This window comes from Roseobacter fucihabitans (assembly GCF_014337925.2).
Classification (GTDB): Bacteria; Pseudomonadota; Alphaproteobacteria; order Rhodobacterales; family Rhodobacteraceae; genus Roseobacter; species Roseobacter fucihabitans.
In genome coordinates, this window is the sequence record NZ_CP143423.1 from 1,147,255 (window position 1) to 1,173,107 (window position 25,853).

Annotated in this window: 25 protein-coding genes; 13 read left to right on the forward strand and 12 right to left on the reverse strand. The window is 58.9% G+C overall.

What is annotated here, in order from left to right; translation table 11 throughout:
• The first annotated feature begins 156 nt into the window (after positions 1 to 156).
• The 3 genes from ROLI_RS05750 (at position 157) to ROLI_RS05760 (ending at position 4,454) form a co-directional block, all read left to right on the forward strand.
• A complete protein-coding gene (locus ROLI_RS05750; RefSeq protein WP_187428735.1) occupies positions 157 to 1,026 on the forward strand; it encodes an outer membrane protein assembly factor BamD in 870 nt (289 codons plus the stop codon).
• A gap of 26 nt (positions 1,027 to 1,052) precedes the next feature.
• A complete protein-coding gene (gene recN, locus ROLI_RS05755) occupies positions 1,053 to 2,702 on the forward strand; it encodes a DNA repair protein RecN (protein WP_187428734.1) in 1,650 nt (549 codons plus the stop codon).
• Positions 2,703 to 2,768: 66 nt separating this feature from the next.
• The gene (locus ROLI_RS05760; RefSeq protein WP_187428733.1) at positions 2,769 to 4,454 is read left to right on the forward strand and encodes a chloride channel protein; all 1,686 of its coding nucleotides are present in this window, start codon (positions 2,769 to 2,771) and stop codon (positions 4,452 to 4,454) included.
• A 5-nt stretch (positions 4,455 to 4,459) separates the two neighbouring features.
• On the opposite strand, the gene ROLI_RS05765 is transcribed toward ROLI_RS05760, so the two are convergent.
• The 5 genes from ROLI_RS05765 to ROLI_RS05785 form a co-directional block, all read right to left on the reverse strand.
• Complete coding sequence (locus tag ROLI_RS05765) at positions 4,460 to 4,804, reverse strand: DUF427 domain-containing protein (RefSeq protein ID WP_187428732.1); 345 nt, start codon at positions 4,802 to 4,804, stop codon at positions 4,460 to 4,462.
• A gap of 72 nt (positions 4,805 to 4,876) precedes the next feature.
• The gene (locus ROLI_RS05770; RefSeq protein WP_187428731.1) at positions 4,877 to 6,667 is read right to left on the reverse strand and encodes an aminopeptidase P family protein; all 1,791 of its coding nucleotides are present in this window, start codon (positions 6,665 to 6,667) and stop codon (positions 4,877 to 4,879) included.
• A gap of 49 nt (positions 6,668 to 6,716) precedes the next feature.
• Entirely contained in the window at positions 6,717 to 8,594 is a 1,878-nt protein-coding gene (cobT, locus tag ROLI_RS05775) for a cobaltochelatase subunit CobT (protein WP_187428730.1), read from the reverse strand.
• 335 nt (positions 8,595 to 8,929) lie between these two features.
• Positions 8,930 to 9,916: a cobaltochelatase subunit CobS gene (gene cobS / locus ROLI_RS05780; RefSeq protein WP_187428729.1), complete on the reverse strand. Its 987-nt coding sequence runs from the start codon at positions 9,914 to 9,916 to the stop codon at positions 8,930 to 8,932.
• Between the two features lie 126 nt (positions 9,917 to 10,042).
• Entirely contained in the window at positions 10,043 to 10,669 is a 627-nt protein-coding gene (locus ROLI_RS05785; protein WP_187428728.1) for a J domain-containing protein, read from the reverse strand.
• A gap of 74 nt (positions 10,670 to 10,743) precedes the next feature.
• Here ROLI_RS05785 and ROLI_RS05790 point away from each other — a divergent pair, with 74 nt between their 5' ends.
• Positions 10,744 to 11,001: a BolA family transcriptional regulator gene (locus ROLI_RS05790; protein ID WP_187428727.1), complete on the forward strand. Its 258-nt coding sequence runs from the start codon at positions 10,744 to 10,746 to the stop codon at positions 10,999 to 11,001.
• A 9-nt stretch (positions 11,002 to 11,010) separates the two neighbouring features.
• On the opposite strand, the gene ROLI_RS05795 is transcribed toward ROLI_RS05790, so the two are convergent.
• Both ROLI_RS05795 and gatB read right to left on the reverse strand, forming a co-directional pair.
• Complete coding sequence (locus ROLI_RS05795) at positions 11,011 to 11,475, reverse strand: DUF4177 domain-containing protein (RefSeq protein ID WP_262386391.1); 465 nt, start codon at positions 11,473 to 11,475, stop codon at positions 11,011 to 11,013.
• 89 nt (positions 11,476 to 11,564) lie between these two features.
• Positions 11,565 to 13,076, reverse strand: coding sequence for an Asp-tRNA(Asn)/Glu-tRNA(Gln) amidotransferase subunit GatB (gene gatB / locus ROLI_RS05800; protein ID WP_187428726.1), 1,512 nt, complete (start codon positions 13,074 to 13,076; stop codon positions 11,565 to 11,567).
• Between the two features lie 383 nt (positions 13,077 to 13,459).
• Here gatB and ROLI_RS05805 point away from each other — a divergent pair, with 383 nt between their 5' ends.
• A complete protein-coding gene (locus tag ROLI_RS05805; RefSeq protein ID WP_316247399.1) occupies positions 13,460 to 13,990 on the forward strand; it encodes a transglycosylase SLT domain-containing protein in 531 nt (176 codons plus the stop codon).
• Between the two features lie 8 nt (positions 13,991 to 13,998).
• On the opposite strand, the gene ROLI_RS05810 is transcribed toward ROLI_RS05805, so the two are convergent.
• Genes ROLI_RS05810 through pepN form a run of 3 tightly spaced genes read right to left on the reverse strand, consistent with a single transcriptional unit; the run spans position 13,999 to position 17,718 of the window.
• Positions 13,999 to 14,436, reverse strand: a complete 438-nt coding sequence (locus ROLI_RS05810) for a hypothetical protein (protein ID WP_187428724.1) — start codon at positions 14,434 to 14,436, stop codon at positions 13,999 to 14,001.
• Positions 14,426 to 15,166, reverse strand: a complete 741-nt coding sequence (locus ROLI_RS05815) for an SDR family oxidoreductase (protein WP_187428723.1) — start codon at positions 15,164 to 15,166, stop codon at positions 14,426 to 14,428. Before ROLI_RS05815 ends, ROLI_RS05810 begins: the two co-directional genes overlap by 11 nt.
• Positions 15,163 to 17,718 carry an aminopeptidase N gene (pepN, locus tag ROLI_RS05820; RefSeq protein ID WP_187428722.1) on the reverse strand — a complete coding sequence of 852 codons (2,556 nt, stop codon included), beginning with the start codon at positions 17,716 to 17,718 and terminating at the stop codon, positions 15,163 to 15,165. The genes ROLI_RS05815 and pepN overlap by 4 nt, the downstream gene beginning before the upstream one ends.
• A gap of 101 nt (positions 17,719 to 17,819) precedes the next feature.
• Between pepN and ROLI_RS05825 the strand changes: the two genes are divergently transcribed.
• The 5 genes from ROLI_RS05825 to ROLI_RS05845 all read left to right on the forward strand — a co-directional run bounded on the left by ROLI_RS05825 (position 17,820) and on the right by ROLI_RS05845 (position 21,787).
• A complete protein-coding gene (locus tag ROLI_RS05825; protein WP_187428721.1) occupies positions 17,820 to 18,011 on the forward strand; it encodes a hypothetical protein in 192 nt (63 codons plus the stop codon).
• Positions 18,012 to 18,014: 3 nt separating this feature from the next.
• The gene (locus tag ROLI_RS05830; protein WP_187428720.1) at positions 18,015 to 18,179 is read left to right on the forward strand and encodes a DUF2256 domain-containing protein; all 165 of its coding nucleotides are present in this window, start codon (positions 18,015 to 18,017) and stop codon (positions 18,177 to 18,179) included.
• A gap of 85 nt (positions 18,180 to 18,264) precedes the next feature.
• Positions 18,265 to 20,412, forward strand: a complete 2,148-nt coding sequence (locus ROLI_RS05835; protein ID WP_187428719.1) for a malate synthase G — start codon at positions 18,265 to 18,267, stop codon at positions 20,410 to 20,412.
• A gap of 54 nt (positions 20,413 to 20,466) precedes the next feature.
• The gene (locus ROLI_RS05840; RefSeq protein WP_187428718.1) at positions 20,467 to 20,892 is read left to right on the forward strand and encodes a heme-binding protein; all 426 of its coding nucleotides are present in this window, start codon (positions 20,467 to 20,469) and stop codon (positions 20,890 to 20,892) included.
• Positions 20,893 to 21,010: 118 nt separating this feature from the next.
• On the forward strand, positions 21,011 to 21,787 hold the full coding sequence (locus ROLI_RS05845) for a gamma-glutamyl-gamma-aminobutyrate hydrolase family protein (protein ID WP_187428717.1): 777 nt from the start codon (positions 21,011 to 21,013) through the stop codon (positions 21,785 to 21,787).
• 12 nt (positions 21,788 to 21,799) lie between these two features.
• On the opposite strand, the gene ROLI_RS05850 is transcribed toward ROLI_RS05845, so the two are convergent.
• Both ROLI_RS05850 and ROLI_RS05855 read right to left on the reverse strand, forming a co-directional pair.
• On the reverse strand, positions 21,800 to 22,345 hold the full coding sequence (locus ROLI_RS05850) for an REP-associated tyrosine transposase (protein ID WP_187428716.1): 546 nt from the start codon (positions 22,343 to 22,345) through the stop codon (positions 21,800 to 21,802).
• Positions 22,346 to 22,452: 107 nt separating this feature from the next.
• Positions 22,453 to 23,202: an SDR family NAD(P)-dependent oxidoreductase gene (locus ROLI_RS05855; protein ID WP_187428715.1), complete on the reverse strand. Its 750-nt coding sequence runs from the start codon at positions 23,200 to 23,202 to the stop codon at positions 22,453 to 22,455.
• A gap of 124 nt (positions 23,203 to 23,326) precedes the next feature.
• Between ROLI_RS05855 and ROLI_RS05860 the strand changes: the two genes are divergently transcribed.
• The 3 genes from ROLI_RS05860 (at position 23,327) to ROLI_RS05870 (ending at position 25,853) form a co-directional block, all read left to right on the forward strand.
• Positions 23,327 to 23,707 (forward strand): VOC family protein, encoded by a 381-nt coding sequence (locus ROLI_RS05860; RefSeq protein WP_187428714.1) that lies wholly within the window; start codon positions 23,327 to 23,329, stop codon positions 23,705 to 23,707.
• Positions 23,704 to 24,153: an isoprenylcysteine carboxylmethyltransferase family protein gene (locus ROLI_RS05865; RefSeq protein ID WP_187428767.1), complete on the forward strand. Its 450-nt coding sequence runs from the start codon at positions 23,704 to 23,706 to the stop codon at positions 24,151 to 24,153. Before ROLI_RS05860 ends, ROLI_RS05865 begins: the two co-directional genes overlap by 4 nt.
• Before the next feature lie 125 nt (positions 24,154 to 24,278).
• Positions 24,279 to 25,853 carry a Re/Si-specific NAD(P)(+) transhydrogenase subunit alpha gene (locus ROLI_RS05870; RefSeq protein ID WP_187428713.1) on the forward strand — a complete coding sequence of 525 codons (1,575 nt, stop codon included), beginning with the start codon at positions 24,279 to 24,281 and terminating at the stop codon, positions 25,851 to 25,853.

Genomic DNA, 25,853 nt, shown 5'->3' on the forward strand with positions numbered 1-25,853 from the left:
ACCTGATGCAGGGTCATCACGCTCATTTCTGTAACCTTTATGACAACTCTGCTCACAATGAGCGCAATGGGCGTTTTGCATGCTAAATTTCTATGCTAGGACCTGCTGGAGCGCATTTGACTTGTGGCGCAGGGTACGGAGCAGAGGTGGCAGAGCATGAGTAGGCTTGGGTCGCGTAAGCGGATTGTGGTTGCGGTGTTGTTGGCAGCGACGCTTGTGGCGTGTGGGGACCGGAATTCGGGTCGCACCACCGGCAATTTCTTCAACCCACAGGAAATCCCGCTGGAAACCTATACTGCCGAGCAGATTTTCGAGCGCGGCGAGTTCGAGCTGAACCGCAGCCGGCCTGAAGATGCGGCGTTTTATTTTGCGGAAATCGAGCGGCTCTATCCCTATTCCGACTGGGCGCGCAGAGCCTTGATTATGCAGGCGTTTTCCTATCACCGCGATCAGGATTACCCCAACAGCCGCTCCGCGGCTCAACGCTTCATTGATTTCTATCCCGAAGATGAAGACGCCGCCTATGCGCAATACATCCTCGCGCTTAGCTATTATGATCAGATCGACGAAGTAGGGCGCGATCAGGGCCTGACATTCCAGGCCTTGCAATCCCTGCGCGAAGTCATTGAGCGTTACCCTGACAGCGATTATGCGCGCGCTGCCGTATTGAAATTCGATCTGGCCTTTGACCATCTTGCGGGCAAGGAAATGGAAATCGGGCGCTATTACCTGCGGCGCAACCATTACACGGCGGCGATCAACCGTTTCCGTGTGGTCGTTGAGGATTTCCAGACCACAACCCACACGCCCGAAGCCCTGCACCGTTTGGTGGAGGCATATTTATCGCTCGGCCTGACGGATGAGGCGCAGACGGCTGGCGCGATCCTGGGCTTCAATTACCGCTCCACCGACTGGTATGAGGACAGCTTTGCGCTGCTCACCGGGCAGGGGCTGACGCTGGAGGCTGCGGGCGACGGATGGTTGCGCCAGGTTTACCGCCAAACGGTCAAGGGCAATTGGCTCTGACCCGGCGGGGGTAACGGATAGGGCGAATGCTGCGCGGACTTGATATTTCGGACATGTTGATCATTGACCGGTTGGAACTCGCGTTTCAGCCGGGCTTGAACGTATTGACCGGCGAGACGGGCGCAGGGAAGTCTATCCTGTTGGATTCGCTGGGCTTTGTTCTGGGGTGGCGCGGGCGTGCGGATTTGGTCCGTCAGGGGGCGCAACAGGGCGAGGTCACGGCCTGGTTCGATTTGCCCCCCGATCATGCGGCACATGCCATTCTGCAAGAGGCCGGTCTGCCGGGGGGCGATGAATTGATCCTGCGCCGTATCAACACGGTGGAGGGGCGCAAAACCGCATGGGTGAATGATCGGCGCTGTTCGGGTGAGGTGTTGCGCCAACTCTCTGAGACGCTGGTGGAACTGCATGGCCAGCATGATGATCGCGGATTGCTGAACCCGCGTGGGCATCGGGTCATTCTGGATGAATTCGCCGATTTGGGCGCGGCAAAGACCCAGCTGCGTGCGGCCTGGGTGGCCAAGGGGCAAGCGGCCAAGGCGCTGGAAGCTGCCGAAAAAGCGATGGCGGCCATTCGCGACGAAGAGGAATTCCTGCGCCATGCCGTTGCGGAGTTGGACATGCTCGCCCCCGAACCGGGCGAGGAGGCCCTGCTGGATCGGCAGCGTCGCAGCATGCAGGGGGCTGAGAAAATCCGCAGTGATGTGCTGCGCGCTCATGAAATATTGGGTGGGAACGGGGCAGAGGCCGCCTTGAGTGACGCGCTGCGCTGGCTGGACGGCGCGGCGGAGAAAGCCGAGGGGGTTCTGGAGGCTCCGATGGCGGCCCTTTCGCGCGCGCTTGTGGAGCTGGACGAGGCGGTTGACGGTATCGCGCGGGCGATTGACGGGTTGTCCTTTGACCCAACCGAGTTGGAAGACACCGAGGAGCGGCTTTTCGCGATCCGGGCGATGGCGCGCAAACATGATGTTCTGGCGGATGATTTGTCGGGTTTTGCAGATACGCTGCGTGCAAAACTGGAGGCTCTGGATGCGGGGGACGCGGATCTGGTCACATTGCGCCGGGATCTGGCGGCGGCGGATGCCTTATATGATACGGCGGCGGCGGAACTCACTCAGACCCGCAAACGTGCGGCTAAGGCGCTGGACAAAGCCGTCAGCGCAGAGCTTGCCCCGCTCAAGATGGAGCGGGCGGTATTTGAGACGCAAGTGAGCCCGGACACGCCGGGACCGGAGGGCGCGGATGCTGTGGCCTTCACCGTGGCCACGAACCCCGGCGCCCCTTCGGGTCCATTGAACAAGATTGCCTCGGGCGGTGAACTCAGCCGGTTTCTGTTGGCGCTCAAAGTTTGCCTGAGCAAGGATCAGACCGGCTTGACGATGATTTTTGATGAAATTGACCGGGGCGTTGGTGGGGCCACAGCGGATGCCGTCGGGCGCAGGCTCGCCACCCTGGCCCGCGAAGGGCAGGTTTTGGTTGTCACGCATTCCCCGCAGGTGGCGGCTCTGGGTGCGCATCATTGGCGGGTGGAAAAGCGCGTTGATGCGGGCATGACGACATCGACGGTAACGCCTTTGGCCTCCGGGGACCGGGTCGATGAAATCGCACGGATGCTTGCGGGGGACACGATTACGCAAGAGGCACGCGGGGCGGCGCGCGCCCTTCTGGCGGGCTAAGCCGGTCCAGGGGGTTTCCACAGCGGCACCCGTGCCCTAGACAGGATGCAGCAAGAGACCGAATTGATGCCCAGCCCGAAGCCACCCTTCCTTTCCCAGCAGCTTGATGCGGCGCTGACGGCCTGCGCCAATGGCCTGCGTGTGATCCGCCACCGCGGGCCCAACCAGATACAATTCTGGTTCATTGCTCTTTTGGTGGGTATCGCTGCCGGTTTCGCCGCGTTGTTTTTCCGTAAGGGTGTCAATGCGTTACAAACCTATCTCTATGGCACGGAAGACGTGCGCCTGCTGCACAGCTTCGCGGAATCCCTGCCGTGGTATCTGGTGTTGGTCATCCCGATCTGCGGGGGGCTGGTGGTTGGGCTGATCCTGCATTTTTTCACGGACGACGGGCGCGCGCGTTCGGTCGCCGATGTAATCCACGGGGCAGCCATGCACGATGGGCGGGTGGAAACGCGCGCGGGGCTTGCCTCCTCGCTGGCCTCGATGATCACGCTGGGCACGGGGGGCTCGACGGGACGCGAAGGGCCGGTCGTGCATCTGGCCGCCGTCATTTCCACTTGGGTGAACCGACGGCTGCATGCGGATGGGATCACCGGGCGCGACCTTCTGGGCTGCGCTGTGGCCGCCGCCGTTTCGGCGAGTTTTAACGCGCCGATTGCGGGTGCGCTTTTTGCGCTCGAAGTAGTGCTGCGCCATTTTGCGGTACATGCCTTTGCCCCGATTGTGATCGCAAGTGCCGCCGGGACCGTGATCAACCGGCTTGAATTTGGCGATGTCACGGAGTTCACGCTGGCCACCACCGGTGCCGTTCAGTTTTACCAGGAAATGCCCGCCTATCTGTTGCTGGGTCTGGTGTGCGGCTTGATTGCCGTGGCCTTCATGAAGGCCATATTCTGGGCTGATGATCTGGGCACCAGGGTCCAGAAAAAGACCGGTTTGCCCGGCTATCTGCGCCCCGCCTTTGCGGGGGCCATGCTGGGCGGGCTGGCGATCTTTTTCCCGCATATCATCGGCGTCGGATATGAGACGACATCGCTTGCGCTCACCGGGCAATTGGCGCTGTGGAATGCCATTGTCTTTGCCATCCTCAAGGCGGTTGCTGTGGCGATCACCATGGCCGGACGGATGGGGGGTGGTGTTTTTTCCCCCTCGCTGATGGTGGGCGCGCTATCGGGGCTGAGTTTCGGGCTGATTGCCACCAGCGTTTTTCCCGATGTCTCCAGTTCGGTCACGCTTTATGCGCTGACGGGCATGGGGGCGGTGGCGGCGGCGGTTTTGGGAGCGCCGATTTCCACCACGCTCATTGTGTTTGAGTTGACCGGGGATTGGCAGACCGGGCTGGCCGTTATGGTGGCCGTCTCGATGTCCACCGCCCTGGCCTCGCGGCTGGTGCATCGCAGCTTTTTCCTGACGCAACTTGAACGGCGCGGCATTCACCTTGCGGCCGGCCCGCAGGCATATCTGCTGGCGATGTTTCGCGTGGGCAATGTGATGCGTGCCATGAATGATCCACGCGCGGCCAGCGAGGAGGATTGCTGGGAGATGATCGGGGAGGGCGTCTACATCGATACCAACGCCACGCTGGAGGCCGCCATGCCAATTTTCGAGACCGGCGTGCGGTTCATTCCGGTGGTGACGCTGAGCGCGGATGCCGCACCTCCCGAGTTACAAGGTGCGCTATTTCATGTGGATGCGCTCAAGGTCTATAACCGCGCGCTTGCCGCGACCGCCGCCGAAGAGCACTCCTGAGCAGATCAGAGTTGTTCTACGGTGATGTCGCCCCCACCGTAAAACGCAAGGTAATCCTTGATCCGCGCGACGCTCTCATTGGGGTTCTCATAGGACCAGACCATATTGGCAAGTGTCGTGCTTTTCGTGACGACCGAATAGTAACTGGCATCCCCCTTATGCGGGCAATGGGAAGTTTTATCGGTGCGGTCGAGAAACGCCATGGCGATATCGCCGCGCGGGAAATAGATCACCGCGGGGTAGTCGCCCTCAACCAGCTCCAACGCATCTGAGCTTTCGCCCAGCACGGCCCCTCCGGCGCGCACGCTCCATGTGCCTTGTGCTTTGCGAATTGTAATATGGTCAGCCATATCGCGCGTCTCCCCCTGTGACGTTTCAATCTGCGCCTAATTGCAAACGGGATTAGGACACCCGCTTCGGTCTCAGATCGGCGCAGTTGCCGCATCCAACCATGTTTTGGCACCGGGGGATAGGCGCGGCGCGATCTTTTGTGAAACCTCGCCGTGATAGGCGTTTATCCAGTCGCGTTCGGCCGCGCTCAGCATCTCCACCACGATCAGGCGTAGATCAATGGGGGCAAAGGTCAGGGTGCGCCAATGCAGCATTTTGCGGTGCGCATCGCCGCCGGGCAGGTCGGGGGCCTCCTGCGCCACGATCAGGTTTTCGATGCGGATGCCGAATGCGCCCTCGCGGTAATACCCCGGCTCATTGGACAGGATCATGCCGGCCTCCAAGGGCACATGACTGACCCGGCTGAGCCTTTGTGGCCCCTCATGGACGCTAAGATATGCGCCGACACCATGCCCCAGCCCATGATCGAAATCCTGCCCGGCAAGCCAGAGCGGCATGCGTCCTACGGCCTCAATGTCACGCCCGGCGAGACCTTCTGGCCAGCGCAGACGGCTCATGGCGATCATGCCCTGGAGCACGCGGGTAAAGGCTTGTTTGGCCTCCAGCGGGGGCGTGCCAATGGCAATCGTGCGGGTGATATCGGTGGTCCCGTCGAGATATTGACCGCCGCTGTCGAGCACAATCAACTGGCCATCTTGCAACGGGCTATCGGTTTCCTCGGAGACACGGTAATGCATGATCGCGCCGTTCGCCCCGGTGCCCGCGATGGTTTCAAAGCTGATGTCCTGAAGCGCGTTGTCATTGCGCCGGAAGCTTTCGAGTTTGCTAACAACCTGGGTTTCATGCAGGCTGCCAACGGGCTGCGCATCAAGCCAGGCCAACAGCTCTACAACCGCCGCCCCGTCACGCAGATGCGCCGCTGCCGCGCCTTCGATTTCGGCGGCATTCTTGCGCGCCTTGGGCAGGGCGCAGGAGTCCCCGGCAAAAACCGCACGCGCGCCCAATGTTTGCGACAAAAGGAAAGGAGCGGTGCCTTTGTCGAGGCGTACGAGGCCTTCAAGCGCATCCACCGCGTCAAGCAAATCACCCGGCGCGTACACGCGCACGTCCGGACCCAGATGATCTGCCAGTTCCAGCAGCTTTTGGGCCTCCATAAACAGGTCCACCGCGCCGGTGTCGTGCAAAATCGCGAAGCCCTGCGCAATGGGGTTGCGTGCAATGTCACCGCCCCGAATATTAAGCAGCCAACACAGCGAGTCTGGCAGCGTGATCAGCGCCGAACGATGCCCCTCTGCGCGCAACTCGCGGGCCAGACGCGCACGTTTATCTGCGTGACTTTCGCCTGCAAATTCAAGGGGGTGCACCTTGGCCGGGGCCATCGGGGGGGCGGGTTGATCCGCCCAGATACGGTCCACCAGATTAGCATGCGCCTGCATGGATATCCCGGTTTTGGCAAGGGATTTTTCGAGCGTTTCGATTTGCCCCGCGCTGTGCAACCAGGGATCAAACCCGACCACACCGCCATTGGGCAGCTTCTCTTCCAGCCAGGTAGCCAGCGACACATCGGGCCAGGGGACGGGGGTGTAATCCGATGCCACCTGCGCCTTGACCTGCGTGCGATAGCGCCCGTCGATGAACACGCCCGCGATGTCCTTGAGTGCCGCACAAAACCCTGCCGAGCCGGTAAATCCGGTCAGCCACGCGAGCCGTTCATCGCGCGGTGCCACATATTCGCCCTGATGCGCATCTGCGCGCGGGATCAGAAAACCATCAAGCCCGTCTTGGCTCATTTCCACGCGCAACATCGCGAGGCGGGGCGGTCCCTGTTCTGGCCGCGCCGTCACATCAAAACTCTGATACATGGCACTTCCTTTTCTTTTGGCCCGAAATACTCCCCCCGGAGGGTCGGTGTCAGCTTACGCGCTTCATACCCATCACACGCGCCCGCGCGCGCGGATCATTGTCAAAGAGCGCGGCCAGCTGTTCGGTCATCGCACCCGCCAGCTGATCCACATCCGTGATCGTCACCGCGCGGTCATAATAGCGCGTCACATCATGCCCGATGCCGATCGCCAGCAATTCCACTGCACGGCGCTTTTCCACCATGGCGATCACATCACGCAGGTGTTTTTCCAGATAATTGGCCGGATTGACCGAGAGCGTGCTGTCATCCACCGGTGCCCCATCAGAAATCACCATCAGGATCTTGCGTGCCTCATGGCGGCCCATCATCCGGCGGTGCGCCCATTCCAGCGCCTCGCCATCGATGTTTTCCTTGAGCAGCCCCTCTTTCATCATCAGCCCCAGATTTGGCCGCGTGCGCCGCCAGGGCGCATCCGCTGACTTATAGACGATATGACGCAGATCATTCAGCCGTCCGGGTTGTTGTGGCCGTCCGTCATTGAGCCAGGCCTCACGTGCCTGACCGCCCTTCCAGGCCCGCGTGGTAAAGCCGAGAATTTCCACCTTCACGTTGCAGCGTTCCAGAGTACGCGCCAGAACATCGGCACAAATCGCCGCGATGGAAATCGGCCGTCCCCGCATGGAGCCGGAATTATCCAGCAGCAAGGTCACGACCGTATCGCGGAATTCGGTGTCCTTTTCGACCTTGAAGGACAGCGGCGTCGTCGGGTTTGCCACAACACGCGCCAAACGCCCGGCGTCCAACATCCCCTCTTCGAGGTCAAACTCCCACGACCGGTTTTGTTGCGCCTGAAGACGGCGTTGGAGTTTATTGGCCAGGCGGGACACGGCCCCCTTGAGGGGTTCCAATTGCTGGTCCAGATAGGCGCGCAGCCGTTCCAGCTCGACCGGATCCGCCAGATCCTCCGCACCGATTTCTTCATCATGATCACTCAGGTACACAAGGTAATTGGGGTCCGCATCCGAGGCCTGCGGCGGGGCGGGTGGCTCCATCGGGGCCTCGCCATCGGGCATTTCTGCCTCCTCGCCCATCTCTTGATCGGCCATGTCATCCATGGAAACCTGGGCTTGGGCGGCGTCCTGCTGCTCTTCCTGGGATTGCTCTGGGGAGCCCTCGGACTCCTCTTCATCCTTATCATCCTGACCGCTGCTGTCGGGATCATCCTGCTCATCCGCGCCTTCTTCGGCCGCGTCCTCCTGATCCTCGTCGATCTGATCGGGATCATCGCCCAATTGATCGCCGTACCCCAGATCGGAAATCAACTGACGCGCCAGTTTTGCAAATGTCGCCTGATCGCTCAGCGTCGCATCCAGATTGTCCAGCGTGCCGCCGCAGTGATCCTCAATGAACCCGCGCCAGAGTTCCATGACGTTCTGCGCGCCCGACGGCAAATCGCGCCCCGTTGCCAGATGCCGGATCAGATACCCGGCTGCCGTGGCAAGCGGCGCATCTGCGGCCTGGCTGACCTGATCATAGCCCTTGCGCATGGCCTCATGGGCAATTTTCGCATCGATGTTACCGGCTGTGCCTGGCATGTCGCGCGCACCCATCGCCTCGCAACGCGCGGTCTCCATGGCCTCATAGAGGTCCCGCGCCATCTCGCCCTGCGGCTGGTACTTTGAGTGGGTCTGCCCATTGTGATAGCGCCGGTTGAGCGCCAAAGCATCCGCCGTCCCGCGCGCCAACATCACCTCATCGCGTGTCATACGGCGAGAGACCTGCGGCAAACGCATCGCATCGCCCGACATGCCCGCCGGGTCGACCGAATAGGACACGGTCAATTCTGGATCATGCGCCATGACCTTGGTCGCCTCAGAGAGGGCCTTCTTGAACGCATCGGCGGGGTTGTCGGATTGTTTGGTCATAAAGGCTTCACTTGTGTCAACGTAGCATTCTCGGTGGCTTGCGGGCAAACAGCTATGGTTCGGTTTATTTCTAAAGCTACTATAAACCGCTTTGTACCAAGGATCCTAATTTCGATTAACCAAACAAAAAATACTCCTAAGATTGCCAAAATTAATGATCCAGTCGCAAGCCAAACCAGAAGGGCAGCTATACCAGCGTTAACTGCGTAGCTAATCCAGTGCCGCCGGAGCCGAAGGGCTAGTAATTCTGTTTCAAGTTGCTCCAAAAGACGTGCGTTGCTCTCAACACGGTTGTCTTCGAATTCCTCAAACACTGTTCATAAGCCCTCTTACAACTATCCCAAACTCACGCTCGCAGCACTCTCCGGCAGTTCCTCGTCAAACAGCCGCTGATAGAACTCCGCGACGGTCTGGCGCTCCAGCTCGTCGCATTTGTTGAGGAACGACAGGCGGAAAGCATAACCGACGTTGCGGAAAATCTCGGCGTTCTGCGCCCAGGCGATCACCGTCCGGGGCGACATCACCGTAGACAAATCCCCGTTCATGAAGGCCGTGCGCGTGAGATCCGCGACCGTGACCATCTGCTTGACGATCTTGCGGCCCTTTTCGGTGTTGTAATGCGGGTTCTTGGACAGAACGATGGCGGTTTCCGCGTCAATGCTCAGGTAATTCAGCGTCGCCACCAGTGACCAGCGGTCCATCTGGCCTTGGTTGATCTGCTGCGTCCCATGATAAAGGCCCGTGGTATCCCCAAGACCCACGGTATTCGCTGTGGCAAAAATGCGGAAATAGGGGTGCGGTTCGATCACCTGATTCTGATCGAGCAGGGTCAGCTTTCCGTCCACTTCCAGCACGCGTTGGATCACGAACATCACATCCGCGCGCCCCGCGTCATATTCATCAAACACAATCGCCGTAGGGTTACGCAGGGCCCAGGGCAGGATGCCCTCCTGAAAATCAGTGACCTGCTTGCCGTTTTTGAGTTTGATCGCGTCCTTACCGATCAGATCAATCCGCGAAATATGGCTGTCAAGGTTCACGCGTACCGCTGGCCAATTCAAGCGCGCTGCAACTTGTTCAATATGCGTCGATTTCCCCGTACCGTGATAGCCTTGGATCATCACGCGGCGGTTGTGCGAAAACCCAGCGAGGATCGCCAGGGTGGTATCGGGGTCAAATTTATAGGTGGTGTCGAGTTCGGGCACCCGGTCGCTGCGATCCGCAAATCCCTTGACGACCATATCGGTGTCGATCCCAAAAACATCACGGACGTGGATTTCTTCGGTGGGCTTGGTGTTGATGTCCAGTGCGCCGTCGGCCATGAGGTTTCACCCTTATAGTAAGAATACGAAAATATAAGCCCCTTGGGCTTGGATCATCTGGTGCAACATATATCGCAAAGGTGCAAGGGGAAGGGCAGGTCCAGTTGGCGCAAATCTGTGGCGCCATCAATCCTTGAAATTGCGGCTGCCCTTGATCTGATCCCAGGCCCAGACGACCTCTTGCAGCTGTTCTTCCTGGCTGCGATTCCCGCCGTTCATATCCGGGTGCAGGACCTTGATCAGCGCCTTGTAGGACTTGCGCACCTCAGGTTTGCTCCAGGTGTCTTTAGCATCCAAAATCTCAAGCGCACGCCGCTCGGTCGGGGGCAGGCGACGCCCGGCTTGTGGTCCTTTGCCGGGGTTTTGCGTCGCATTCGCGCCCAAAACCTGATGCGGATCCTCAATGCCCAGACGCGCCCAGGCACGGGCCTCCGGATCGCCCAGCGGTTTGGTTGCGCGCTCCCAGACCTTGTCCTTGGACATCTGTGCATTCAGCTCAGCTTCGGTCGTCCCGTCAAAGAAATTCCATTTCAGGTTGTATTCGCGCACATGCGCCTGACAAAACCAGAAGAAATCATCCAGGACATCCGGTGCCTTTGGCGCGCGGTACTTGCCCGCCTCATCGCAACCGTCATGATCGCACACACGGGTGGACGTTTCAGACGCCCCCGACATGCCACGTCGACCGCGCGGGTTTTTCTTCTTGAAGGAAGAGACGGACATATCGAATCCGAATGGATCATGTTTTGGCATATTTGGCACCTATACGAGTCGAGGCCGCTTAGTTTAGACTGCGTGTGAAAAGAGGGAAGGGGCAAAGTAAAAAAATGTCGAAACGACAAGAGATTGAGGATCGTTTGCGGGACGCTTTTGCGCCGCGCGCATTGGAAGTGGTCGATGACAGCGAAAGCCATCGAGGTCATTCAGGTTATCCCGAAGGAGGTGAAAGCCACTTTAACGTGGCGATCCGTTCCGAGCGGTTCAAGAGCATGAACAGAGTGGCGCGCCACCGGGCGATCCATGCGGCGTTGGGTGCGAAGCTGATCGCGCGCATTCACGCGCTTTCACTTGATGTAGATGTTTAAGATCGCGTCCTAGTGATTTGTTTTAAAATGTTTTATATCGTCTGATGGTGGATCGGAAGATATCGAATTATCGTCCGACTCCATGATCTGGTCGCTTTCTGTTGGCGGCGCAACAAGGGGCGTTTCGAGATGATGCGGGGCTGGCGCAGGGGGCGGATTAAGCACCGGTTCTTTGCGCGCAGAGGCGTCCTCGATGGCAGTGAGCGCAATTTGTGGTGCAGGGCTGTGGGTTACCTCCGCTTCGGTCTCGCGGCGAAAGATCAGGATATTGCGCCAGTTCGTCGCAGTCGATGTCAGCCCCGCGCGTTCCACTGAGGGCAGGGTTTCGGCCCGCTGATAGTGCCACCCCTCGGCTGCCATGTCGTTCATCACCACCTCAAACGCATGTGCAAAACGGTCTTCGGGCGTTTTGACACCTTTGGCTTTGAGGCCGCGTGTCGGCGCTGCAATCACCTTATATTCAAATTGCGCCATGGGGCGTCTCCCGGTGTTTGTTCAAACCACGATGTCTTGTCATCACCGTGCTACATTCAAACCGCCAAGATGGCAGTTTGGCGATGATCTCAGCCCTTTAGTTTCTGCGCGACCAATTGGTTCACGGCCCTCGGGTTGGCCTTGCCGCCGGTGGCTTTCATCACCTGCCCGACAAACCACCCGGCGAGTTTGGGGTTCTCGCGGGCCTTGGCGACCTGATCGGGGTTCGCGGCGACGATCGCGTCGACCGCCGCTTCAATCGCGCCCGTATCGGTGACCTGTTTCATGCCGCGTGCCTCGACGATTTCGGTCGGGTCGCCGCCTTCGGTATAGACGATTTCAAACAGCTCCTTGGCGATCTTGCCCGAAATCGCATCAGACGCGATCAGATCGATGATCCCACCCAATTGGACCGGGGATACCGGGCTACCAACGATGCCCGCGTCATCTTTTTTCAGGCGGCCAAACAGCTCGTTGATCACCCAATTTGCGGCCATTTTTCCATCGCGCCCGGCCGCGACCGCTTCGAAATAACCCGCCGATTCAAAATCAGCCGTCAGAACCGATGCATCGTAATCCGACAGGCCAAAATCGGCTATGAACCGGGCTTTTTTGGCATCGGGCAGTTCGGGCAGATTGGCACCAATTTGATCCACCCAGGCCTGTTCAATCACCAGTGGCAAGAGATCAGGATCGGGGAAATACCGGTAATCATGCGCCTCTTCCTTGGAGCGCATCGAACGGGTTTCGTTCTTGTCGGGATCATAAAGACGTGTTTCCTGATCCACCGTGCCACCGGCCTCAACAATGGCGATCTGGCGGCGGGCTTCAACGTCAATGGCGGCCTGGATGAAGCGCATGGAATTCATGTTCTTGATCTCGCAGCGCGTGCCCAGATGGCTGAAATCCTGGCTCGCCTGATATTTTTCATACTGACCGGGGCGGCAGATCGATACGTTCACATCCGCGCGCATCGCACCCGATTGCATGTCACCATTGCAGGTCCCCAGATAGCGCAGGATTTGGCGCAGTTTCGCCAGGTAAGCGGCGGCCTCTTCGGGGCCACGAATGTCCGGGCGCGACACGATTTCCATCAAGGCGACACCGGTTCGGTTCAGGTCCACAAAGGACATGTTGGGGTCCATATCGTGGATGGATTTGCCCGCATCCTGTTCCAGATGGATGCGCTCGACCCGCACCAGACGGGCGCTCCCGTCGCCCATTTCCACCAGCACTTCGCCCTCGCCCACGATGGGGTGATAGAGCTGCGAAATCTGATAGCCCTGTGGCAGGTCGGGATAGAAGTAATTCTTGCGATCAAAGGCGCTTTCCAGATGGATTTCCGCTTTGAGGCCAAGCCCGGTGCGCACGGCCTGCTCGACACAGAATTCGTTGATCGTGGGCAACATGCCGGGCATGGCCGCATCCACAAAGGAGACGTTGTTATTGGGTTCCGCGCCGAATGTGGTGGAGGCCGCCGAGAACAGCTTTGCCTTGGAGGAGACCTGTGCGTGGACCTCCATGCCGATCACCAGTTCCCAATCGTGTTTGGCCCCGGAAATGATCTTGGGTTTGGGTGTTTCATAGGTCAAATCAAGCATTTTCGTCCCTTATCAGGCAGGTCTGAGCGTGCCAGAGGTCTTAGGCGCTTGCGCGCAGTGCTGCAAGCCCTTCGCGTGCAGGGCTGGCAGCTGATGCGCGATCCTGCCTGCAAATGGCAAACCGGACCGCTGCCCTGCGCATTGTCCGCAGGAACACCGCCTTGGGCTGGGCGCGCGCTTGCCTTGGGCGGAAACCCGTTATGCCTCAAATCCGCGATAACCCGTGCTTGATATGAAACGCAAAATTGCCGCATAATTGAGCGATGAGAAAAACCGCGTTCATTTTAGCAAGTTTAATCTGCCTGCCTTTCGGGGGTGTTGTCGCTCAGCAGGCCACGCCCAGCGTGCAAAAGCAGCCGTTGCCGCAGATGCGCTGGAGCCATATGCCAAATCATCGGATGTGGAATCAGGCCGCACTGGAGGCCCTGCGCAGTCATGGAAAGCCCTTGGTTGAGATGGTTCCCGAGGATATCGCGCAGTGGTGCCCCCAGTATGAGGTGGCCGATGAGGCCGCGCGCGCGGCTTTCTGGGTCGGGTTCATGTCGGCCCTGGCAAAGCATGAAAGCACCTATCAGCCCTGGGCGGTTGGGGGCGGTGGCAAATGGTTTGGCCTGTTGCAGATCGCGCCTGCGACGGCGCGTGGATATGAGTGCCGCGCGGGCTCGGGGGAGGCGCTGAAAGACGGTGGTGACAACCTCAGCTGTGCCGTGCGGATCATGGCCGTGACCGTGCCACGAGATGGCAAGATATTTGGCAAGGATGAAAACTGGCGCGGGGTTGCAGCGGATTGGGGCCCGATGCGCAGCACGTCAAAACGGCGCGACATTGCCGACTGGCTGGTGCGACAACCCTATTGCAAAGCGCCCCCCGAGCCTGTTCGCAACCGCAGCAGATATAAATCCCCGAACCGGTAGGCGCGCGTTTACCCGATGAGGGAAAAATGATGTCGCTGTGTCTTGATCCCCCCTGCATGCAGGGCGTTTTCGAAGGCTTGGTGGGGCGGCGTCGCCTCATAGGGCAGGCGAATTTTCTGACCGGTGTTCAACACGGCTGTGGCGCGCACGGAGAAATCCAGCCGCGTGTCCAGCCGCATATGATCCACCTCCGACCACCTGAGGGAAGCTGAGCGTTTTGCGCTGAACCAGGTCATGCCCTGGTCATCAAAACTCAGCCCCGCCGCGGGGTTCGCCCATAAATCCCAAAGGGCAGGCAGGGTAAAAGCCGCGACGATCCCCATCAGCCAGAGCGCGGCATCCACCCAGATAATCGCCAGAAGCAGGACGCCCCAGACCGCCAGGACGGCCCAAATTGTGGCGGTGTTGCGCCCGTTGCGATGATAAGAAAAGACCTCAGCGGCCACCGGTGACGTCCAGCGTCGATCCCGTGATGTAACTGGCCTCATCTGATAGCAACCAGACGGCGGCGGCGGCGATTTCCTCGGCGCTGCCTTTGCGTTTCATCGGCACCATATGGGCTAGACGGTCCGCGCGTCCGGGCTCGCCACCCTTGGCGTGCAGCTCTGTCTCGATCAAGCCGGGACGCACCGCCATGACGCGAATATTATCCGCTGCAACTTCGTCCGATAACCCCTTGGTAAAGCAATCAATTGCGGCCTTGGATGCTGCATAGTCCACATATTGGTTGCCCGATCCCAGACGCGCCGCGGCAGAGGAGATGTTCACGATAACGCCGCCCTTTCCCTGCGCCTGCATGCGGATCACGGCTTCTTTTGCAACCAGAATCGCCCCGATCACGTTGATGTCGAACATCCGGCGCAGGCGGGCGTGATCGAGCTCCGTCACTTTTGCGGTTTGATCCACTACGCCGGCGTTGTTGATCAGCGCATTGATGTGACCGAATTCGGCGTCAACCTTCGCATAGATGCGCTCGATCGCTTCGGGATCTGCCACATCGCCCGGGCACAGAATCGTCTTCGCCCCGGCCTGCTGACATGCCGCGGTGACGGCCTCGGCCCCCGCGGCGTCCGTGCGAAAGTTGATCGCGATATCAAACCCGCGCTGTGCGGCCAGCTGGGCGCAGGCCGCCCCGATCCCCGCTGACGCGCCTGTGATGAGAACGACGGGTCTCATGGGCGATCTCCTCTGATCCGTTCGAGCATTTCGCTGGTGTCGCGGGACAAATCCGGGACGGCCAATATACGGTCCAGCTGTGTGGCGCACAAAGCCTGTCGTTCCGCGTCATAGCGCCGCCACGTCTGGAAGGCGGCACACATCCGCGCGGTCGTCTGCGGGTTGACCGGATCGAGCTTGATCAACCAATCGGCCAGTAATTTATACCCCGCACCGTCGGCGCTGTTGAGACCCGCATGATGCGCGGCCAGAGAGCCAAAAACGGCCCGGAACCGATTTGGGTTTTTCCAGTTGAAATCCGGGTGCTGGGTCAGGGCTTGTGCCGTTTCGGCCACATCGGCGGGCGCGGCTTGCATCACCTGCAACCCGAACCATTTATCCATGACCAACCGATCCGATTTCCATTGCGTTTCAAAGGACTGCAATGCGTCTTTGCCAGCGTTTGCCCGCAGTAACACCGCTAAAGCCGCCAGTTGCTGTGTCATATTATCAGCGGTATCGAATTGCGCTTGCGCCCGGTCTGGACCATCGTTCAGGCACAAAAGCCGCAGCACCGCATTGGCAAGGCTGCGCTGGCCGGATTGCGCCGCGTTTGGCCGGTAAGCTTCGCGGACCTGGTTTTGTGCAAAGAGTGCGGGCAACAGCTCTGCAAAATGCGTCGCCTGGGCCTCTATCATGGTTTCATGGGCGCTCCAGATGGCATCCGGGTCGGGCGTTTCGCCCACATCATGCAGCGCAGTGGCGATATCCGTCTGACCCGGTAGCGCCAGCATCAGAGCGCGATAAGCGGGATCGAGTGTCGTGTCGGAAAGAACCTTTGCAAGACCATCAAGATAACCCAGATCGGGTGCAGCGCCGCTGCGGATCATCGCGAGCAGGCTGTCGCGTGCCAACTCACGCCCGGCTTCCCATCGGTTGAAGGGGTCCGTGTCATGCGCCAGCAAAAAGGCGGCATGTTCCTGCGCGCGCTTGTTTTCGAGAATGACGGGCGCTGAAAAGCCGCGTAAAACCGAAGGGACGGGTCGCTCGGTCAGGCCTTCGAAAGTGAAGGATTGCTGTGCTTCGGTCAGTTCCAGAACGCGGCTTGCAACCACTTCTTGGCCGGAAGGGGCCAGAAGACCGGTGACGATGGGAATGACCTGTGGTTTCGGGTCAGGTGTGGTTGCAGAGGGCTTAAGGTGTTGCGTGAATGTAAGCGTGTAAGTATTTGAATTCCAATTATCCTCTACTTTGATCCGAGGTGTCCCGGCTTGGCTATACCACCTTTTGAACTGTCCCAGATCTCGCCCCGTCGTATCCTCAAACACCTTGAGCCAGTCCTCAATGGTGCAGGCTTGGCCGTCATGACGCTCGAAATAAAGGTCAAGCGCCTCCGCATAGGCCTGCGCCCCGACAAGACGCCGCAGCATGCCAATGACCTCAGATCCTTTTTCATAAACCGTGGCCGTGTAGAAGTTGTTGATTTCCTGAAAGCTTTCGGGGCGGACGGGGTGGGACAACGGCCCTTGATCTTCGGCAAACTGGCGTGCGCGCAGATCAATCACATCCCCGATCCTCTTAACGGCGGCGGACCGCATGTCGGAGGTGAATTGGCTGTCACGATAGACCGTCAACCCCTCCTTGAGGCAGAGCTGAAACCAATCCCGGCAGGTGATCCGATTACCGGTCCAATTGTGGAAATATTCATGCGCGATGATCGCCTCGACGCGCTGAAAATTCATATCCGTGGAGGTTTCGGGCGAGGCCAGCACAGCGGAGGAGTTAAACACGTTCAGCCCCTTATTCTCCATCGCTCCCATGTTGAAATCATCCACGGCGACGATGTTGAAAATATCGAGGTCATATTCGCGCCCATAGACCGCCTCGTCCCATTTCATCGAGTCCTTCAACGCCTGCATGCCAAAGGCGCATTTACCCTCATCCCCAGGCCGGACATAGAGGTTCAGATCGACCTTGCGTCCTGATTTTGTAGTGAATTCATCCGCATGCGCGACCAGATCGCCCGCCACCAGCGCAAAAAGATAGGCCGGTTTGGGCCAGGGATCATGCCACTCGGCCACACCGTCGGCCTGCGAAACCGGGTTGCCATTGGACAGTAAGACGGGGTGCGGGCCGTTGATCCGCACCGTAAAGACGCTCATCACATCGGGCCGGTCGGGGTAATAGGTGATCTTGCGGAACCCTTCGGCCTCGCATTGCGTGCAATACATGCCACCCGACATGTAAAGCCCTTCGAGGGCGGTATTATTTGCCGGATCGATCTCGACCTCGGCCTCCCAAATGAATGGGCCATCGGGCACATCGCACATCAGACCTTGCGCGTTCACCTGAGGCGTCACCGGCGCGCCATCAATCCGGGCTGCGATCAGTTTGAGCTGTTCACCGTGCAGGAAGAACCGACGATCCGAGGTCGGTTTGGGCCGGAAAGCGATGCGGCTTTTGACCCGCGTGGCATGCGGGCTCAGATCAAAATCCAGTTGAACGGAGTCGATATCGTAACCGAAGGGCTTATAGTCTTTGAGATAGACGGTTTGGGGGGCCGCGTCGCGCATGATCACCTGCATTTTGTTTGGAACGATCTGTTGTGGTGGACGTTAAGTGGATGAAGCAGAAGCCGCAAGTCGGCAGGCAAAACCAAACCGAAGGAGAGACCATGTCAGCACCTGACACAAACATCGACCGTCAAACAAAGCGCCACTGGCCCGCATTTCTGGGTATTGGCGTTGCGCTCTTTGTGGGCGTGCTGATGGGTCTTATGATCGCATATGTTGCTGATGCAAACGGTCCGCAGGTGACAACGTCGTCGCTGACGGACATTGCCCCCGCACTGTTTGCGAAAGGCTGAGGCATGCGTCGCAAGGCAGATTTGCCGCGTAAACAATGCGCCCATTGTGAGCGCCCATTTACATGGCGCAAGAAGTGGGCGCGGGTCTGGGATGACGTAAAATATTGTTCGCAACGGTGTCGGCGCGCGCCCCGCCTGGCCGCGCCGCAAAAGGATGGCGCGACGTAGTTTGCTCAAGCCGTGTTGCCTATCCTTGGCAAACTTCCTAAACCTTCGGTCCAATTGAAGGCAGTGAAGACGGGGAGTTTTCCGCATGGCTGAATTAATCCAGAAGAACGATATCCAAGTGGCTCCGAGCCTCGTCCGTTTTATCGAAGAGGCCGCGCTGCCCGGCACGGGCGTGGCACCAATGACCTTCTGGGCGGGCTTTTCGGAACTCGTTAACGAAGAGGGATCTGAAAACCGCGCATTGCTCGAAAAGCGCGATGCGATCCAGTCAAAGATTGACCTTTGGCATATTGAACATCGCGACAGCCCCCATGATCACGAGGCCTATTGCGCGTTCTTGCGCGAAATTGGCTATCTTGTGCCGGAAGGTCCCGCGTTTGAAATAGACACCGCCAATGTCGACGATGAGATTGCGCGCGTGCCGGGTCCCCAATTGGTGGTGCCAATCACAAATGCACGCTACGCTCTGAATGCAGCGAATGCGCGCTGGGGCAGCCTTTACGATGGTTTTTATGGCACCGACGCCATGGGCAGCGCACCCCCCAAAGGGGGGTATGACCAAGGTCGCGGTGCACGTGTCGTTGCGCGGGCGCGGGTGTTCTTGGATGAGGCCTTTCCCATTGTCAAAACCAGCCACGCGGATGCGCGGCGTTATTACATTCACAACGGGGCGTTGCTGATCGATGATCAGCCGTTGATCGCGCCTGAAAAATTCATCGGGTACACGGGTCACCCCAAGGCCCCAGAGCGCATCGTGTTGCGCAACAACGGGCTGCATGTGGAATTGGTATTTGACCGGACGCACCCGATCGGCAGCCGGGATCAGGCCGGATTGGCCGATGTCCAGCTGGAGAGCGCGGTTTCCGCGATCATGGATTGCGAAGATTCGGTGGCCTGTGTGGATGCCGAAGATAAGATCGTGGCCTATGAGAACTGGCTCGGCCTGATGAGGGGCGATTTGCAGGACAGCTTTGAGAAGGGGGGCGCGCAGGTGACGCGCGCGCTGAACCCGGACCGGACCTACATTGGCCCGGAAGGGGGCAAGATCACGCTCAAGGGGCGCGCGCTTATGTTGGTGCGCAATGTCGGCCATTTGATGCGCAATCCCGCGATCCGCGACCGCAACGGGGATGAGGTTTTCGAGGGGCTGATGGATGCGATGATCACGACTCTGATCGCCCTGCATGACCTCAAACGCGACGGGGGCAATTCGCTGACCGGGTCGGTTTATGTGGTCAAGCCCAAGATGCACGGGCCCGAGGAGGTTGCATTTGCCGATCGGACCTACGGGCGCATCGAAGAAATTCTGGGCCTGCCGAAAAATACCGTCAAACTCGGCATCATGGATGAAGAGCGCCGCACCTCGGTGAACCTCAAGGAATGTATCCGCGCGGCGAAATCCCGCGTGGCCTTTATCAACACCGGGTTTCTGGACCGCACGGGCGATGAAATCCACACCTCGATGGAGGCCGGAGCTTTTAGTCGCAAGGACTTCATCAAGCGCAAGACCTGGATCGGGGCCTATGAAAATCAGAACGTGGACATCGGGCTGGAATGTGGCCTGTCTGGGCGCGCGCAGATCGGCAAGGGCATGTGGGCGATGCCCGATCTGATGGCCGCAATGCTGGAGCAGAAAATCGAACACCCCAAATCCGGCGCGAATTGTGCCTGGGTGCCGAGCCCGACGGCGGCGACCCTGCACGCCCTTCATTACCATCGGGTCAATGTGTTTGATGTTCAGGCGAAGTTGAAGGCGGGCGGACGTCGCGCCTATGTCGACACTGTGCTCAACATCCCGCTGGCTGAATACCAGAAATGGACCGACGCGCAGAAACAGCGCGAGGTCGAAAACAACGCGCAGGGTATCTTGGGATATGTTGTCCGCTGGGTGGATCAGGGTGTGGGCTGTTCAAAAGTGCCGGACATGAATGATGTTGGCCTGATGGAAGATCGCGCGACCTGCCGTATTTCCGCCCAGCATATCGCGAACTGGCTGCATCACGGTGTCGTGGACGCCCAGCAGGTTATGCAGGCGATGCGCAAGATGGCGCAAGTGGTGGATGGGCAAAATGCGGATGATCCGCTCTATCAGCCCATGGCACCAGGCTATGACGGCATCGCGTTTCAGGCCGCCTGTGATCTGGTGTTAAAGGGGCGCACGCAGCCCTCGGGGTATACCGAACCGGTGCTGCACGCGCGCCGTTTGGAGTTGAAAGGCGCTAACGCATCATAGGTTTTTGTACCGCGCGCAGCTTCACAGGTAACGACACAGATTTTGGGATCAAAAATGACAATTTCACTGAATAAAGCCCGCACGATCATACGCAAGACCCTCGCCAAGGGGCGTGAAATGGATTTCAAACCGCTCTCGGTGGTCGTGCTGGATGCCGGCGGTCATCTGCAGGCGTTTGAACGCGAAGATGGCGCGTCACCGGGGCGTTTTGGCATTGCGCATGGCAAGGCGCATGGGGCGATCATGTTGGGGATTCCGAGTTCGGCCCAAATGGCGCGCGCCGAGGCACAGGCCTATTTCATCAATGCGGTGAACGGCGTGTTTGACGGGAAACTGGTGCCGGTTCCGGGGGGGATTCTGCTGCGCGACAAAAGAGGGGATGTTATTGGTGCGGTTGGTGTGACCGGTGATACGTCGGAAAACGACGTGATTGCCGGTGTCGCGGGGATTGAAGCCGCGGGATTGATCGCGCAGGCCTAAAATACGGGCAATGGCCCGCTCTGAGCGGCAATGCACAGATACCTGCGCGATCACGGGCTGTTAACGGGTTCCATGCGAGAGTATAAGTAGGATGCTTTGACAAATTGAGGGGATAGGCATGGCGCGGCCGGTTGTCGGTATTATTTGCAATCATTATCTGCTGCATGACCAATACCCCGTGCATGCGGGGGGCACTATGAACTCCGATGCCATCGCCGAGGTGTCAGGATGCATGCCGCTGATGATACCGACCAATCCTGACTATGTGTCCGTGGCGGAGTTGCTTGCGACCTGCGATGGGTTTTTGTTCACGGGCGGTCGCCCAAACGTGCATCCCGAAGAATACGGCGAGCCACCAACAGAGGCACATGGCGATTTCGATCGGGCGCGCGATGCGATTGCGCTTCCCTTGGTGCGTGCTTGTGTGAAGCGAGGACAGCCGTTTCTGGGGATCTGTCGCGGTTTCCAGGAAGTGAACGTGGCGATGGGGGGCTCGCTTTACCCGGAAATTCGGGATTTGCCGGGCCGTATGAACCACCGCATGCCGCCTGACGGCACCCTGGAGGAGAAATTCGAGCACCGCCATAAGGTGTCATTCACCGAAAATGGCGTGTTTCACAAACTTATGGGCGCACGCGACGTCATGACCAACACGTTGCATGGTCAGGGTATCAAAACCTCTGGCACACGCGTTATCGTGGACGGTGTTGCACCTGATGGCACGCCAGAGGCGATTTATATCGAGGGCGCGCCGGGGTTTACGCTGTCCGTACAATGGCATCCGGAATATGCTGCGGCAGACGATCCCGTATCGCGCCCCCTTTTTGCGGCTTTTGGGGATGCGGCGCGCGCCTGGTCAAATGGGCAGGGGTTGCGTGCGGCTCAGGTTGCCTAAGGCTGTGGTGCCTCAGGCGGCGGGAGATCGCGCGCGCCGTTGAAAGGAGCTGAACCGTTGGGGCGGCGCAGGATTGGCAGCCCGGTGGGCGTCGGCTAAATCCCGGTGCACAGATGTCCATGTCCAGTCAGAGGGGGTCGCGACAAAGCCGCGTTGTACCGGGGCGGTGTGAACGAGGTTGCGATGAAGCGCGAGATCCTGCGCGGATCTGATCTTATGCTCCCAGAATCGTCTCTGCCAGATCCCCTTCTCTTTCCTTGATTTTTGCAATGCGCTGCGATGTTCGGGAACCGGGAGGCTGCGCGAGAATGTGCTTTTGAGAAAGCTCCAACGTCGACTGTAATCGGCATCACCCTCGGACAGGTGCCAGATGGTGTGAATGGTTGAGGGCAAAATGACAATAGCGTCAATTTCGAAGGGGTATCGCTGAAGCGTGCAGCGCATCGCGTGGCGCAGCAAATTGATCTCATCCGTCAATAATGTGCTGTTGCGATCGGCAAGATGGGCCGTGAAAAAGTAAGCCGCACCGGGTGCTTTGGATCGGATATAGTTGGACATCCCATCTTTTACCGCATTCCTGGTTAATGGATCTTGAACAGCGGTGGCCTGAAAGCCCACCTTACGGCATCAGGCACCGTAAGGTGGGCTTTCAGGCCACCGTTGCATCACATCTGTCCGCCGGCGATTTCGATAGCTTGTCCGTTCACGCTCTCCGAACCCGGAGACACCAGCCAAAGTGCTGCGGCGGATACCTCCTCGGGCGCGATGAGGCGATTGTGCCGATTGGCGGATACCATTATCTCCCTTGCTTTTTCATCCTCAATACCCGCGCGCGCTGCGATGGAGACTGTGTTGCGTGCGACAATGGCTGTGTCGACATAAGCCGGGCAAAGCGCGTTGAAGGTATATGGCTTGCCCAGATAATCTTCGCTGAGGGCCCGTATCAGGCCAACCATGCCGTGCTTGGACGCTGAGTAACAGGCTGCCCCCTGCAATCCGCGCAGACCCGCGATGGAAGAGACCGCAATCACCCGCCCCCAGTCAGTCTGACGCATTGATTTCAGCGACTCGCGGATGCTCAGAAACGCACCGTCCAGGTTGGTCGCCATCATATTGCGCCAGAATGCCATGTCGGTTTTATGCAGCGCGCGGCCCTCAGCGATGCCCGCATTCGCGATGCAAATCTGGATGGGTCCGCGCGCTTTTACCGCCGCCGCGATCTTTGCTACGACATCGCGCTCATCGCGCACATCCATGCTGACCGCGAAAATCCTCTCACCCGCAACGGTTTCAAGCACATCCAAGCGCCGCCCTGTGATCGTGACCATGCAACCTTCGGCCGCCAAAGCCCGCGCGATCGCCAGACCGATGCCCGTTCCACCCCCGGTCACCAGCGCGTGTTTTCCTGTAAGCACCTTGTCATTCTCCCCTGCAATGCTCTGTCAGACTAGGGATGATCGGCCCGAGCGCAAGGGAGGCGGATCATTGTGTTCACCCGGCGGCGGGGGTAATCTAAAAACGGTTCAGGAGTGCAGCGTCATGCAGAACATTACAGGTATAGGCGGTTTCTTTTTCCGCTCAAAGGATCCCAAAGCCCTGTCGGCTTGGTATGAGGAGCACTTCGGTATTGCCCAGACGCCCAGCAGCTATGATGCGCAAATCTGGCAACAACATGCGGGACCCACGGTGTTTGCGCCTTTTAGCCAAGAAAGCGCCTATTTCGGGGATGATACCAAAAGCTGGATGCTGAATTTTCGGATCGATGATCTGGAGGCGATGGTGGCACAACTGCGTGCCGCGGGGATTGAGGTCGAGGTTGACGGCGAAACATATCCCAACGGGTGGTTTGCAAGGCTGGTCGATCCCGAAGGAAACCCGATCCAGTTATGGCAACCCAAAGACCCGAACGGCGCTTTATGAAATGGCTCGATCTGCCCCCGGTCTGGCTTGTGGGATGTCTCGTACTGGCATGGGTTCAGGCCATATCTTATGACCTCAACCTCAGCCTTGCGCATCCCATCACCATGCTCTTGGCAGGACTGCTGGTGGGGGCGGGCATTGTGATCGCCCTTCTGGCCGTGATGGAATTTCGTCGCCACAAAACCACCATCATACCGCATGAAATCCCCAGCAATCTGATAACGACGGGCGTTTTCAAACGCACGCGTAATCCGATCTACCTCGCTGACGTTCTGATTCTCGCGGGACTGTGCCTGTGGTGGGATGCCGTTTTGGCGCTGGTTTTGGTGCCGGTCCTGGTCTGGGTGCTTGAAAAGCGCTTCATCATCCCTGAAGAAAACCGGATGCGGCGCGAATTTCGTGCGGATTTTGCCCGATATGCCCAGAAAACGCGCAGGTGGGTGTGAGGTCTGTGCAACCGTGAGCGCTCACATACCTTTCGCGCGCTTGTGCCTCGCACGCGTAGGCGATACTGGACAAGCCAGTTCTGTGCACCATGTTGCGCAAAAAGCATCAAACGGGGGAGCTCAAATTGAAGATCGGTACGCCAAAGGAAACGTTTGACGGTGAAGCACGGGTGGCGATGACGCCCGCTTCGGCCAAGGATTTGCAAAAGCTGGGGCATGAATGTGTCATCGAGACCGGGGCCGGTGCGGCTGCCGGATTCTCGGACGCGCAATATAAGGACGCAGGTGTTACGGTTGCCAAGACCGCCGCCGCCCTGTGGAAGGCCTCCGATGTGGTGGCCAAGGTGCGCGCGCCCTCTGAGGCTGAGGTCAAGCGCCTGCGTGAGGGTCAGACGCTGATCTCCTTCTTCAATCCTGCAGGCAACAAAGACCTGATGGACGCGGCGGCGCAAAAAGGCTCCACCGTGATCGCGATGGACATGGTGCCGCGCATCAGCCGCGCGCAGAAAATGGACGCGCTCTCTTCCATGGCCAATATCGCGGGCTACCGCGCGGTCATTGAGGCGGGGAATAATTTCGGACGCTTTTTCACCGGGCAGGTGACGGCGGCGGGCAAGGTGCCCCCGGCGAAGGTTCTCGTCGTCGGTGCCGGTGTTGCGGGTCTCGCCGCAATCGGGACATCCACCTCGCTGGGCGCGATCACCTATGCGTTCGATGTGCGTCCCGAAGTGGCCGAACAGGTTGAATCGATGGGCGCGGAATTCGTCTTCCTCGATTTTGACGAAGAACAACAGGACGGTTCGGCCACCGGTGGCTATGCCGCCGTCTCCAGCCCGGAATTCACCGCCGCACAGCTGGCAAAGTTCCGGGAATTGGCACCCGACATTGACATCGTGATCTGTACCGCGCTGATCCCGAACCGTGAAGCGCCAGAGCTTTGGACCCCCGATATGGTCGCCTCGATGAAGCCGGGTTCGGTGATCATCGATCTGGCCGCTGAAAAGGGCGGCAACTGCAAAATGACGGTGATGGATCAGAAAATCGTCACCGACAATGGCGTCACGATCATCGGGTACACCGATTTCCCAAGCCGGATGGCGGCGCAGGCCTCCACGCTCTATGCGACGAACATCCGCCATATGATGACGGATCTGACGCCGGAAAAAGACGGTGTGATCAATCACAATATGGAGGATGACGTGATCCGCGGGGCCACGATTGCCCACGCCAAAGAGGTCACCTTCCCGCCACCGCCGCCCAAGATCGCGGCGATTGCGGCCAAGCCCAAGAAACCTGCCGCAAAAGAGCTGACGCCGGAAGAAAAGCGCGCGGCTGAAAACGAAGCCTTCAAGCTTCAGACCCGTAACCAGATCGGTCTGCTCGCTGTCGGCGGCGGCTTGCTTCTGGCCGTTGGCCTTGTGGCCCCGGCCAGCTTCATGCAGCATTTCATCGTGTTTATCCTGTCGGTCTTCATCGGTTTCCAGGTCATCTGGAACGTGGCGCATTCGCTGCACACGCCGTTGATGGCGGTTACGAATGCAATCTCGTCGATCATCATTCTGGGGGCGATCATCCAGATCGGGTCGAACTCGATGCTGATTACGGTGCTGGCGGCTTTGGCGGTCTTTATGGCCTCGATCAATATTTTTGGCGGCTTTCTTGTGACACGGCGTATGCTCGCCATGTTCCAGAAATCGTAA

Bases quoted from the DNA above. Each gene is read 5' to 3' on its own strand.
- ROLI_RS05750 (WP_187428735.1), top strand. From the start codon at position 157: ATGAGTAGGCTTGGGTCGCGTAAGCGGATTGTGGTTGCGGTGTTGTTG.
- recN (WP_187428734.1), top strand. From the start codon at position 1,053: ATGCTGCGCGGACTTGATATTTCGGACATGTTGATCATTGACCGGTTG.
- ROLI_RS05760 (WP_187428733.1), top strand. From the start codon at position 2,769: ATGCCCAGCCCGAAGCCACCCTTCCTTTCCCAGCAGCTTGATGCGGCG.
- ROLI_RS05765 (WP_187428732.1), bottom strand. From the start codon at position 4,804: ATGGCTGACCATATTACAATTCGCAAAGCACAAGGCACATGGAGCGTG.
- ROLI_RS05770 (WP_187428731.1), bottom strand. From the start codon at position 6,667: ATGTATCAGAGTTTTGATGTGACGGCGCGGCCAGAACAGGGACCGCCC.
- cobT (WP_187428730.1), bottom strand. From the start codon at position 8,594: ATGACCAAACAATCCGACAACCCCGCCGATGCGTTCAAGAAGGCCCTC.
- cobS (WP_187428729.1), bottom strand. From the start codon at position 9,916: ATGGCCGACGGCGCACTGGACATCAACACCAAGCCCACCGAAGAAATC.
- ROLI_RS05785 (WP_187428728.1), bottom strand. From the start codon at position 10,669: ATGCCAAAACATGATCCATTCGGATTCGATATGTCCGTCTCTTCCTTC.
- ROLI_RS05790 (WP_187428727.1), top strand. From the start codon at position 10,744: ATGTCGAAACGACAAGAGATTGAGGATCGTTTGCGGGACGCTTTTGCG.
- ROLI_RS05795 (WP_262386391.1), bottom strand. From the start codon at position 11,475: ATGGCGCAATTTGAATATAAGGTGATTGCAGCGCCGACACGCGGCCTC.
- gatB (WP_187428726.1), bottom strand. From the start codon at position 13,076: ATGCTTGATTTGACCTATGAAACACCCAAACCCAAGATCATTTCCGGG.
- ROLI_RS05805 (WP_316247399.1), top strand. From the start codon at position 13,460: ATGCCAAATCATCGGATGTGGAATCAGGCCGCACTGGAGGCCCTGCGC.
- ROLI_RS05815 (WP_187428723.1), bottom strand. From the start codon at position 15,166: ATGAGACCCGTCGTTCTCATCACAGGCGCGTCAGCGGGGATCGGGGCG.
- pepN (WP_187428722.1), bottom strand. From the start codon at position 17,718: ATGCGCGACGCGGCCCCCCAAACCGTCTATCTCAAAGACTATAAGCCC.
- ROLI_RS05825 (WP_187428721.1), top strand. From the start codon at position 17,820: ATGTCAGCACCTGACACAAACATCGACCGTCAAACAAAGCGCCACTGG.
- ROLI_RS05830 (WP_187428720.1), top strand. From the start codon at position 18,015: ATGCGTCGCAAGGCAGATTTGCCGCGTAAACAATGCGCCCATTGTGAG.
- ROLI_RS05835 (WP_187428719.1), top strand. From the start codon at position 18,265: ATGGCTGAATTAATCCAGAAGAACGATATCCAAGTGGCTCCGAGCCTC.
- ROLI_RS05840 (WP_187428718.1), top strand. From the start codon at position 20,467: ATGACAATTTCACTGAATAAAGCCCGCACGATCATACGCAAGACCCTC.
- ROLI_RS05845 (WP_187428717.1), top strand. From the start codon at position 21,011: ATGGCGCGGCCGGTTGTCGGTATTATTTGCAATCATTATCTGCTGCAT.
- ROLI_RS05850 (WP_187428716.1), bottom strand. From the start codon at position 22,345: ATGTCCAACTATATCCGATCCAAAGCACCCGGTGCGGCTTACTTTTTC.
- ROLI_RS05860 (WP_187428714.1), top strand. From the start codon at position 23,327: ATGCAGAACATTACAGGTATAGGCGGTTTCTTTTTCCGCTCAAAGGAT.
- ROLI_RS05865 (WP_187428767.1), top strand. From the start codon at position 23,704: ATGAAATGGCTCGATCTGCCCCCGGTCTGGCTTGTGGGATGTCTCGTA.